This is a genomic window from Flavobacterium sp. GW821-FHT11G01 (assembly GCF_058808175.1).
The window spans coordinates 178,593-190,062 of sequence record NZ_JBXARK010000002.1; the positions used below are offsets into that span (position 1 = coordinate 178,593).

Below are 11,470 nucleotides of genomic sequence, written 5' to 3' on the forward strand. Positions count from 1 at the left end.
TTAGTCTCTTTGAAAAACAGAGTGTTTTTTTTCTTCTTAAATATTTGAAATTAAGATTTATCGAAATTTATTTTTTCAAAATTTATGAAAAGCCACAGATATAATAAGATAAATAACTATGGTTATTTATCGCGAAAAAAATTATCTTTTTAAACTAAAATGTCCCTTGACACTTCTTCCATCAGAAAAAATTAAATTAAACCAGTAATCATCTGCGGGCAATTGTTGTCCGTTAAATAATCCAGTCCATCCGCTGCTGTTTTGATTCATTTGCTTTAATAGTTTCCCATAACGGTCGAAAATAGAAATCGTATAGTCTGGGAGCTGATCAAGATTTTTAATGAACCACAAATCATTATAGCTGTCTCCATTAGGAGTAAAAAATCTAGGATAATTTAAAACAATTACCTGATAAGAATTAGAAAGTCCGCAGCCATTTTTATCTCGTGCAATGGCATTATAAATTCCGGGATTTACACCATCAAATAAAGGTTCATTCTGAAAAGATACACCATCTAATGAGAATTCATAGTTTCCAACACCTGTATATTCCAGTAAAACTGAATTTTCATTTGCAGAAAAATCCTTTATAACAGCTCCTGTTATAGTTGCTGGCTCAGATGCAACTATTTTGTATTTTTTAGTTTTTTCACAACCATTATTATTCGTAACAGTTAGGCTATAATCACCAATTGCATTTATTGTTATCGAGTTCGCCATACTTCCGGTATTCCATAGATAACTATTGAAACCAGTTGCGACACTTAAGGTAATTTCATCTCCATTGCACAAATATTGAGTTTCGTCTTTAAAATTTGGAGGATCAAAAGTATTTACAACAAGAGTAATTGGGACAATATCATAACAATCAGATCCATTAATGACTCTTGCGTAAATAGTCTGATTAAAAGCGGTTGTATTTTTAAATGGGTTTGGTAAAGGATTTGTTTCTGTTAATGCATCATTCGAATTTAAAAAATAATTAACAATCAATCCGTTTGGCAATCCTAAAGTGACCTGAGGCGTTACTTGTGAATTAAGATCAAATTGATATAAACCATCTTGATTGTCATCTTCATCACAAATTGCCACCGGGTTTTGATTTGCAATGTTATTATTTGAAATTTGCAGGGTCACTTCGGCGATTTTAAAACAGCCATATTTGTTTTCAATTCTGGCATAAACCACCTGATTTGTTGTTTTGTTAGTATATTTTTCAGGTGTTAAAATAGGATTTGTTTTGGCTTCAGCATTGGCTAATGTTTCATAAAATCCTTGGTTGATGTTTTCGGTAGTATTGTTTTTTACAATGTTATTGACTTTCGTCAGATTAAAAATTGAGATTCCATCTGTATTGTCATCACACTGATAAATAGAGGTATTGGTTGTTAATATTTCGGGTGCAAATTCAATTTTTATTTCTCCTGTCAACATACAAATAGAAGGTGTTAAAGTAGCTTCAACTTTATAAGTTCCTGACTCAGTTGGGCTATAAGATGGTTGGTTTGCTGAATTGATCACAACACCATCCTTATACCATTTATAGGAATAGGCAGCTGATAAATTTGTATTTAAAATTTTTGGAGTACCATAACAAATCGGATTATCGGTCAGGGAAGTCTGGTCTGGACCAAAATCAATTTTAGAAGCAAAACTACCGGCTTCTAAAAAGACTGCCGAGTCATAATATCTATTTTTATCATCGGCGATAACTAATTTTATATGGTATTTTTTTCCTGTTACAACACTGGTCTGTGCGTTCATCACCACAGTTTGACCGGCATAGTTTATCGGACTTCTATTATTATTTAAACCATTAAAATAGTTTTCATTTATAGCTGGGCATCCACTATATGGACTTCCGTTAGGTGCTGATCCAGGGTCTATTTTTGGGTGAACAATAGTTGAAGAAACTGGTGTAGTAGTATTTGGTAATACTGCTAAATTTTTATATGGATCATTTGTTCCTTCTTCCTTTATTAAAAATGCAAATCCATCTGAATATTCACAGGGAAAATAATATTGATATTCGTTTGAAGCAAAAATATAGTTGAAACTTAAAAAATCAGTCAGAGGAATATAGTCAAATTCCAGTACCGTCGCATTTATAGAATTGATTCCTAAAGCCTGATTCAAATCAGCGTCACCTAGCCATTGAGGATTTCCTTCGCCCAGGTAAGTAATATAAGGCCCAACCGCATTTCTGCTTGTAGAAGTTGTTAAAACAACACCTTCCTGAAAAGGAAATTTACTTGTGCTGGCATTAAAATAGGCAAAACTATTTTGTCCGGGAGTAAAATTATCTCCTTTTCCTGAAGCATTGCTAATCGAAACACAAGAACTGTTTACTAAAATATCTTCAACAAGTTGTTGTGGTGTTTTTTGATCGTTAATATTAATATATTGTGCATTTATCTTACCAGATAAACAACAGATAAATGCACCAATCAAAAGGCTTTTAATATAATTCATAGTAACAAATATACTACAAATCCCTATTTTTTAATAATTTGTATGAGAAGTAAATAAATAAAAATGTCCAGGCTAAAACGATTAAAATTGAAGAAAAATGTACGTCATAATCTTTTGTAATTTGCGTTCCCATTTGATTTCCGATACTTTTTATTAAGGACAATCTTGTTCCTGGTTCAATAAGAAGATTTGATATTGATTCTAAAGGAAGAAATCGCGTAAATAATTTATCTGTGTCGCTATCTGGGAAAATTTGAAACGCTAACAGTCCTTTTATGATTTGTTCAATAAAAAACCACACTAAAAGAAAACCTAATGCAAAAGCAGAGCGTTTTACTAAGATACCTATAAATAGACAGAAGGAAAAAAAGCCTAAAAGATTTACAAAAAAGGCCAATAAATAATCTAAATCACTAAAAACAATATCAAATTCGTTATAGGATGAGAAACTTAATCCTAAAATTAAAGTCATTATAAAAACAAAAATAGTAGAGAGGATAGCGTAAAGTAAAACAGTTAGAAATTTTGATAAAATGAATTCTTTTTTGCTTAAACCGTCAATTAAATTTTGTTTTAAGGTCCCATAAGTATATTCATTAGCCATCATAGAAACTATGACAATTGCCAGGAAAAGTTTAAACCATACTGCAACATAGGTATTAAAATGCCAAATGTAAGGGAAATTAAAAATGCCCATTTCAGCAGCCTGAAATTTAAATGGACCAATGTCAAATTTTATAGCCGCAATTAATGCGATAAATGAAAGTAAAATGAAATAGGTTAAAGTAAGAATACGACTGGCTTTATTTTTCCAGATTTTTTGAAGTTCTATAGAGATAAGTCTGTTCATGGTTTAGTTTTTTTGGATGGTAGCGTTTTTGGTTAATTCTAAAAATTGTGCTTCTAAACTATTTTTGCGTTTTACTAAATGACTTAAAGTGATGTTTTTAGAAAACAAAAACTGATTTAGTTCCGATGCTGATAATTCTGATTTTAAATACACCAAAACTTTTCCTTCTTCATCCGTAATTCGGTCTATAGCCGGATGCTGTTGTAAAGCTGTTTTCAAAACTAAATTATCATTGGCCTGAACTTCAAAAAAACCTTCATTTACAGACATTCCGTCAACTGAACCTGAATATAAAATTTCTCCTTTTCTTAATACAATTACATGTGAGCAGACTTTTTCTACTTCATCTAATAGATGCGAAGCCAATAAAATAGTAGTTCCCTGTGAGGCAATTTTTTTAATAATATCACGAATCTGATGAATTCCCTGTGGATCTAAACCATTTGTTGGTTCATCTAAAATTAAAATTTCAGGATCGTTTAAAAGCGCCGACGCAATAGCTAAACGTTGTTTCATTCCTAAAGAAAATGTACTGAACTTGCTGTCTTTTCTTTCGGTTAAACCAACTAGATCAAGTTTTTCATTGATTTTAGTATAATTGATACTTTTTATTTTACAAACCAGTTTCAGGTTTTCTTCAGCCGTCATATATGGGTAAAAGTTGGGCCTTTCTATAATTGCTCCCACTTTTTTTAAGGCTTCGTGTGTTTGCATCTGGCCATTAAACCAACGGTAATTTCCCGAAGTTCTGTTTACAACGCTAAGTACAATTCCTAAAGTAGTTGATTTTCCACTTCCGTTAGGACCCAAAATGCCATAAACGCGGCCTTTCTGTATTTCAAAAGATACATTTTTTAAGGCCTGAATGCGCCCGTATCTTTTACTAAGATTTTCAATGGTAAGAATGGTTTCCAAATTTATTTCGGTTTTAGTTTTTAGTATGACGATTCAACTTGTATATTGTTACGCTAAATTTATTTATATCACACGATTGATGTAAATTTGTAATAAAGATATTTAAAAAATGAGCGAACCTTTAATGGTTTTAAAAAAACCGTCTTATCCTTTAACACCCTCTCTTTTAAGTTATTTAGAACGCTATGAACGTATTTCGAAGGTATCAGTGTTCTATGACGATTTATTGCGGTTTGCCGGTTCTATAAATGTTTACGATAAAAACGAAACAGATACTTTATGGATTCGCGTTTATTACAGTGAGTTCGAAAGAAATGAAATTGACTTAAATCTGAAAAAAATCTACTCGCTTTTGCATTCTGATGGAAACAGCGAGATTATTCAGTTTCTAAATATTGATGCTATTGATTATTGTACTTTCGGAAATTCAAAACCTTTTCGAATCAAAGTCAGAAATATTCTCAATGACAATTATGTTCATTTTTATATTAAAAAAGCAGATGCTTCCAGGATCTATGGTTTGGAATTAGAAGATATTCTTTCGCCTGATAAAATCAACTTTTTAGTTTTTAAAGATACTTTAATCGAAGAACATATTATCGGAATTCCGGGCGATGTTTTCATGGATACTTTATTGGATAGTTGTACCGAAACCGAAAAATCTCAAATTGCAAAAGAGTTTGTTAAATTCAATGAACGTTGTATGATCAGGCTTTTAGGAGACATGCGCGCATACAATTATGTGATTGTCCCGATTCATGATTTTGATCAGGTGGTTTATAAAATACGACCAATTGATTTTGATCAGCAATGTTATGAAGGGAATTTCAAAGTATATCGCCCCCAGTTTTTCAAGGAAAATTATCCGATGATAAAACTCATAAAAGATAAATTAGAAGATCGTTCAATTATTCAATATAAAGATGAAGAAAGAGCGATTTTGGCCAAACGTATTCATTCTGCCGAAAATAGAATTAAAAAATTATTGAATATTATGTGTCATGATACCATTTCGACAGAAGAACATCTGAATCAACTAAAAATGGAATTGTATCGTTATACCAATGATATGAAATTTAAGAATGCCAAATCGATGGGACATATTATGTTCGCTGCATTTGAATTTATTACGCGTAACTTTAAGAACACAAATTTAATTTAATACATGATTTTGTGATCCTTCGTTTCTCAGGATGACAACATAAATAATAAAAACAATCTTATGAAAAAGTCTTTGTTAATTGTATCTTCTTTTGTTTTATTGGCTTGTCAGCAACAATCAGATAATGATTTAAAAACGCTGTATTCGTTGCCTAAAAAATTGAAAGAGGTTTCTGGTATTACCTATTTTCCTGAAAAAAACTTAATTTATACTTTAGAAGATAGTGGGAATAAAAATGCCATTTATGCTATAAATTCAGAAGGGAAATTAGATAAAACCATTACAATTTCAAATGCGAAAAACGTAGATTGGGAAGATATTACTAAAGATAAAAGCGGAAATATTTATATAGGTGATTTTGGAAATAATGATAATGAACGGAAAGATCTTTGCATTTATAAAGTAAATAAAAATCAACTTAATAAAGATCTGGCTTCCGCCGAATATAAAATCTCTTTTTCCTATCCGGAACAAACAGAATTTCCTCCAAAGAAAAAAGAATTATTTTATGATGTTGAAGGTTTCTTTGAATATCAAAACTACTTTTACTTATTTACAAAAAACCGAAGTAAAGGCTTTGACGGAACTGCTTTTATTTACAAAATATCAAATAAGGCAGGAACTCAAAAAGCAACTAAAATTGGCGAGTTTAAAACTTGTAACAACTACAATCATTGTGTTTTAACCAGTGCAACCATTAGTCCTGACGGGAAAAAAGTGGTGTTGTTAAGTCACGATAAAATTGTTTTGTTTAAAAATTTCAAAGGAGATTTATTCCACAAAGGCACTCAAACAGAAATAAAACTCAATCACTTTTCCCAAAAAGAAGCCATAGTTTTTAAAGACAACAACACCTTACTGATCGCCGATGAAAAAACAAATAAAGTAGGAGGTAAGGTCTACGAATTCAAATTAAAATAATCTAAGCTCCTGAGATGCTAAGTAGCTAAGATGCTAAGAAAAAAGTTAGCCACGAATTCACGAATTATTTGTAATAAAAATTCGTGAATTCGTGGCTAAAAAAAACCTTTGTTACTTTGAACCTTTGCAACTTTGAATCTAAGAAAAAACCTAAGAACCTTAGTATCTCAGAACCTTAGCAACTTTTTCTAAAAGCTATAAGCTGCTCCAAAAATAACTCGTCCTACTTCATCAGGAGATTTAAAATAGGAGATTCTTGCAGTTATGACATTAATGGCATTCAACCAAAGTCCGCCTCCGTAATCCTGATGCCATTTTTTAGAATCTTCGCCGTCAAGCCAAATTCTTCCATAATCAAAACCACCTAAAATTCCGTAAGTCAAAGGAGCAACAGTTCGTTGAATTTTACCAATACTAAATCTCAAATCAGAACTCTGAGAGAAATACGAATTTCCTAAAAAGCGTTCGTTTCTATAGCCTCTTAAATCAGTATCTCCACCTAAAGCAGCACCATGATAAAAGTCAAAATTATTATTTAAAACGGCTTTTCCTTTTATAAGCGTTGCTAAAACCAGTTTTCCGTTATGATCAAGTTTGTGTGTAAAACCTAAAATACTTTCCACTGTTGGAAAATTTTGTTTCGTATCATTTAAATTGGTTTGCCAGGTTGCTGAAGCCATAAAGGCAACTCCTAAAGTTGGTTTCGATGCAAAATCAGCATTTTTAAAGAGGTATTTCACTTTTAAACCACCATAATTCTGACTCTCAAAAACTGTTGGGTTAACTATATTAGGAATATCAATATATCTGTCTTCTGTTTCTTCAACTGTCATTCTCTGGAAAATAGGTTGCACGCTAAACTCACTTCCATAGCGCCCAACGTGTCTAATGGCGCCTGAAACATTAAATTTTCGAATACGTACACGATTATAATCTAAGCCTAGCTCGTCATCATTATTTTGCGTTTCATTTCCGAATCCAAAATAGTTCATTGCAAAATTTGGAGTTGTATATAATGATTCAACATCAATAACCCATTTACCTAATAATCCAGGAAAATGTGCAACATAATTAAATTCCAAACCACCAGTAGCAAAATAGTAGAAAGCATTTAAAACATGTCTTTGTGTATACGGATTTTGTTTGAAGTTATTTACAGTATAGTTTAAATTAATACCAACTTTTACTCCATCATCAGGGTTATATCCAATATTGGGTAATCCTGAAACTACGTTATATTTTGGTTTTTCGTAATTGTATAAGTTAACATCATAATCATCTGTCAATTGTGTTTTGGTTTTAGAATCTAGATTATAAGTGTTTTCTTTTGATTTAAAATCGTAAACAATAACTTTTCTACCATTTTCAATGTTATAACTATCATTGTTCTGGCCTCCAATTAAACGGATTTTAATATCAGATTTTTGTTCTCCGGTAACCTGAAAAACATCAGCATCATCTAATCCGTAAATCCATAGATTTTTAGTTTTGTCATCTTTTACTGTTTTAGTATAGATCAATTCATCACCTTCTTTCTTCATTCTGTAAACCTGAATCTCAATACTTTTTCGGGCATTATGATTCAAAACAAATTTGTCTTTTTTATCTGTTCCTGCGATCATCACAGTTTTATCAAGTACCTCTGAATATTCTGAAGCATATTTCTGAAGCTCTTTTTTTCTGTTTTTTAATTTTCGTTTAATGTCTTCAATTGTTCCGTCCTGAACTTCTTTAGGTAAATTTTTAAATGCGTTATCAATATCGCTGTCGGATAAATGTTCCTGAATATATTTAGCCTGTTCAATCCAGTCTTTTTCTTCAGCAGTTTTTAAGAAAGCCAAATCTAATGGATAAGGTTCTCTGTTAAGCCATTTTACATTATCAATTTTGTTTTTAAAAGTTCGCATATGACGAATAGCCGGAACATTCATTAAAATAGAAAGTAAAGTTCCGTCATATTTAGGAAAAGCCTGATCACGATCGCGTGGAATAGGAGTGTAGACTACTTTATCTCCAATTTTGTGTTCTGCCCAACGCCATTGATCGCTATGCCTGTCCCAATCGCCAATAAGCATATCAAATAAGCGGACTTTCATATATTCTTTTTCATCAACTGAATATTTCTCGTCTTTATGAAGATTGGCCATCATATCGTCTGTACTAATAATATTAGTCGGTTTCCCAAAGTTTTTTCCATCCAGATGATTATCAGCAGGTCTTTCTTCAACCATATACAATTGATCTCCAAAATTAGAGTTGAATTCTTTAAGTCCTTCTTGTTTCGGAATATAATATAAAACCGGATTAGTATGTAAAAGCCCCAATTGATCTGATAAACTAGCAATTGCAAAAGGAGTATAAGGATGCGTTGTAGTATAAAAATCTAAAAGAAAATCTTCAGCATAAGTTTGTTCAAAATCATTGACAACGTATTGATCTTTAAAAGCAACTGACTGTAAAAATACGGTAGCACTTTTTTTCATAGCACGCATTACATATTCTCTTCCTTTTGGATCAGACATTCTTAAAGAGACAGATTGATGTCCTCCACCTTCGCGAATAGGTTTTAAACCGCCCATCAAGGTGTCTAAAGTAGCGGTTCTGGCCTCAATAGGCATGCTGTAATACTTTCTGTAATGTTGCCCGAACAAGAATTTGTGAAACATACTTTTATCTGTCATTTTAGTTGAATAGATAGAAGTATTAACTGTTGACGGAAATTTATTCGAAACATTTGAAGCCCAGTTAATTTCTTTAGCCTTTATGATTTCACGTTCAAAAAGCATTTTTTCGTGATTATTTTCATTTCCAAAGAAAGTTACTTTTGCATCACCGCTTTTAAATAAAGTCAATGTTGCATATCCATTGCCACCATACGAAAAATCATTTGGATTGATTGCTCTTGCCGCTTCAGATTTAGATCCGGCACCGCTAATAACCTGCGTGATGTTTTCCTTGTTTACATATTGTAAATTATGGTCATGTCCGGAAACTACAATAACATTTTTCTGCCCTTGCAGCAACGTTTTAATTCGCTTAGCATAAATGGTATATTGCTTGTTTTGAAGATCCTGCGGACTTGCTCCGGAAGTCTTTCGAAGCAAATTAATAAAAGAACCAATTACAGGTAGCGGAATCTTTTTCTCCAAAGGAAATAATTGTTTTTCCCAGGAATATTGTCCTCCATGTGATCCATTACTTAATAATGGATGATGAATGGCCAGAATTACGGTTTTTTCCTGATTTTTATTTAAGATGCTTTCCAGTACATCAAAAAAATCTTCACGGGTTTTAATATCACAATTATCATTTATTGTTGGATGATTGTCCCAATCTTCCAGAAACCATTCACTGTCAATGGTAACTAATGTAGCGGTACTATCAATTTTTACATCTTCAATAGGACAGCTTTTTCTTGGCAAAAATGCTTTTTTATCATTAAGATATTTGGTAACAAAATCTGCCTGATTTTCTAAACCTTTTATGCCATTATACCAATCATGATTTCCAGGAATTACAATGGTTTTTCCTTTAAATCCTTTAGTTAATTTTAATTGATTGGTCAATTTGGTTTCAGCCAACGCTTTTTCAGAATCATTTTTATCCGCAGGAAAGCCTTTCGGATATATATTATCACCTAAAAATACCAAAGTCGATTTTTTATTCGCTTTTTTAAGTTTCTGGTGTAATAATTCGAGTGTTTGCTGTGCTTGCTCTTCATCCGCATTTCCGGCATCTCCAACTAAATAAAGAGTATGGGCAATTTTTATGGTATCTGTTGCGTTCTCCGTTTCGTTAGCACTTACATTTTTGCCATATTGCGCTTTATGTGTCGCACAGGAATTTAGTAAAAGCAGTAAGGTTATTACAAAAGAATAAGTTTTAATCTTCGTAATAAAATGGTTATCCAAAAACAATTTCATAATTTAGTGGTATAAAAACATTTTCAATGAATCTTATAGAACAATCCGAAGATTTCGTCAGTAATTTACTCAAAGATAAACTTTCTAATTTATATTCTTATCATAATCTCAATCATACTTTAACAGTTGTAAGTGCTGTAAAAGAGTTATGCAAAAAAGAAGAAGTTAAAGGAGAAGAAAAAGAGCTTCTTCTTGTGGCCGCCTGGTTTCATGATACCGGATATATTGTTGGTTTTGAAAACCATGAAAAGGAAAGTGTAAAAATTGCGACTGCTTTTTTGAGAGAGAAAGGGCAATCTGATGATTTTATCGAAAAAGTTTCTACCTTAATTCTGGCGACCGTTAAAGAATATATTCCGAAAACACATCTGGAAAAAATTATAAAAGATGCTGATTATGCACATCTTATGGGAACTGAATATGAGATTACATGTGAATTGTTACGCATGGAATTAAAAAATGCTTTTAATGTTTCTTATTCAAATACAGAATGGGCAAAAGAGAATATGAGTTTTTTAATGAATAAACATCGTTTTTATACCGATTTTGCATTGAAAAAATGGCAGCCTCTCAAAGAAAGAAACATACTTTTGGTACAGAAAAGAATAGAAAAACAAGAAAAGAAAGAAGCTGATAAAATCGAAGAAGAAAATAAAAAGAAAGATAAAGTAGAAAAACCGGATCGTGGTGTCGATACTTTGTTCAGGGTAACTTTAGGAAATCATACGCGATTAAGTGGCATTGCTGATAGTAAAGCCAATATTTTGTTGTCTGTAAATGCCATTATTATTTCGATTGCACTTTCATCTATTATCCCAAAATTAGACAGTCCCAAAAATGCACATTTGGTGATTCCAACTTTCATCATGCTGATGTCAAGTGTCGTTACCATTATTTTTGCTATTCTTTCTACACGCCCAAAAGTAACCACAGGTTTTTTTACCCGTGAAGATATCGAAGCAAAAAAAATAAATTTATTGTTTTTTGGAAATTTTTACAAAATGCCTTTAGAAGAATACGATTGGGCAATGAACGAAATGATGAAAGATCGTGATTATTTGTATTCGACCATGATCAAAGATTTATATTATCTCGGATTGGTTTTACAACGAAAATATAACTTACTTAGAATCGCTTACAATATTTTCATGGTCGGCATAATCGTAACTGTAATTGCGTTCGTAATTGCCTTTAAAGGAGTAGGAGCATAAAAATAAGCTCAACTAA

7 protein-coding genes are annotated in these 11,470 nt (G+C 31.9%); 3 read left to right on the top strand and 4 right to left on the bottom strand.

Annotated elements, in window-relative coordinates:
• Window positions 1-141: 141 nt before the first annotated feature.
• The 3 genes from AC1RRN_RS04565 to AC1RRN_RS04575 are packed head-to-tail and all read right to left on the bottom strand — an operon-like array spanning window position 142 to window position 4,237.
• Window positions 142-2,472 (bottom strand): T9SS type B sorting domain-containing protein, encoded by a 2,331-nt coding sequence (locus tag AC1RRN_RS04565; protein WP_492966167.1) that lies wholly within the window; start codon window positions 2,470-2,472, stop codon window positions 142-144.
• 13 nt (window positions 2,473-2,485) lie between these two features.
• Entirely contained in the window at window positions 2,486-3,322 is an 837-nt protein-coding gene (locus AC1RRN_RS04570; protein WP_492966168.1) for an ABC transporter permease, read from the bottom strand.
• 3 nt (window positions 3,323-3,325) lie between these two features.
• Window positions 3,326-4,237 (bottom strand): ABC transporter ATP-binding protein, encoded by a 912-nt coding sequence (locus AC1RRN_RS04575; protein ID WP_492966169.1) that lies wholly within the window; start codon window positions 4,235-4,237, stop codon window positions 3,326-3,328.
• A 109-nt stretch (window positions 4,238-4,346) separates the two neighbouring features.
• On the opposite strand from AC1RRN_RS04575, the gene AC1RRN_RS04580 reads away from it, so the two are divergent.
• Together AC1RRN_RS04580 and AC1RRN_RS04585 are read left to right on the top strand one after the other, a co-directional pair.
• Window positions 4,347-5,399: a hypothetical protein gene (locus tag AC1RRN_RS04580; protein ID WP_492966170.1), complete on the top strand. Its 1,053-nt coding sequence runs from the start codon at window positions 4,347-4,349 to the stop codon at window positions 5,397-5,399.
• A gap of 60 nt (window positions 5,400-5,459) precedes the next feature.
• A complete protein-coding gene (locus tag AC1RRN_RS04585) occupies window positions 5,460-6,320 on the top strand; it encodes a hypothetical protein (RefSeq protein ID WP_492966171.1) in 861 nt (286 codons plus the stop codon).
• Window positions 6,321-6,508: 188 nt separating this feature from the next.
• Here AC1RRN_RS04585 and AC1RRN_RS04590 read toward each other — a convergent pair whose 3' ends face one another.
• On the bottom strand, window positions 6,509-10,243 hold the full coding sequence (locus AC1RRN_RS04590) for a metallophosphoesterase (RefSeq protein WP_492966172.1): 3,735 nt from the start codon (window positions 10,241-10,243) through the stop codon (window positions 6,509-6,511).
• Between the two features lie 26 nt (window positions 10,244-10,269).
• On the opposite strand from AC1RRN_RS04590, the gene AC1RRN_RS04595 reads away from it, so the two are divergent.
• Entirely contained in the window at window positions 10,270-11,454 is a 1,185-nt protein-coding gene (locus AC1RRN_RS04595; protein ID WP_492966173.1) for a Pycsar system effector family protein, read from the top strand.
• Window positions 11,455-11,470: the final 16 nt, after the last annotated feature.

What these genes read in the sequence shown, in the direction of transcription:
- AC1RRN_RS04585 (WP_492966171.1), top strand. Translation starts at nt 5,460, where the DNA reads ATGAAAAAGTCTTTGTTAATTGTATCTTCTTTTGTTTTATTGGCTTGT.
- AC1RRN_RS04595 (WP_492966173.1), top strand. Translation starts at nt 10,270, where the DNA reads ATGAATCTTATAGAACAATCCGAAGATTTCGTCAGTAATTTACTCAAA.
- AC1RRN_RS04580 (WP_492966170.1), top strand. Translation starts at nt 4,347, where the DNA reads ATGAGCGAACCTTTAATGGTTTTAAAAAAACCGTCTTATCCTTTAACA.
- AC1RRN_RS04565 (WP_492966167.1), bottom strand. Translation starts at nt 2,472, where the DNA reads ATGAATTATATTAAAAGCCTTTTGATTGGTGCATTTATCTGTTGTTTA.
- AC1RRN_RS04570 (WP_492966168.1), bottom strand. Translation starts at nt 3,322, where the DNA reads ATGAACAGACTTATCTCTATAGAACTTCAAAAAATCTGGAAAAATAAA.
- AC1RRN_RS04590 (WP_492966172.1), bottom strand. Translation starts at nt 10,243, where the DNA reads ATGAAATTGTTTTTGGATAACCATTTTATTACGAAGATTAAAACTTAT.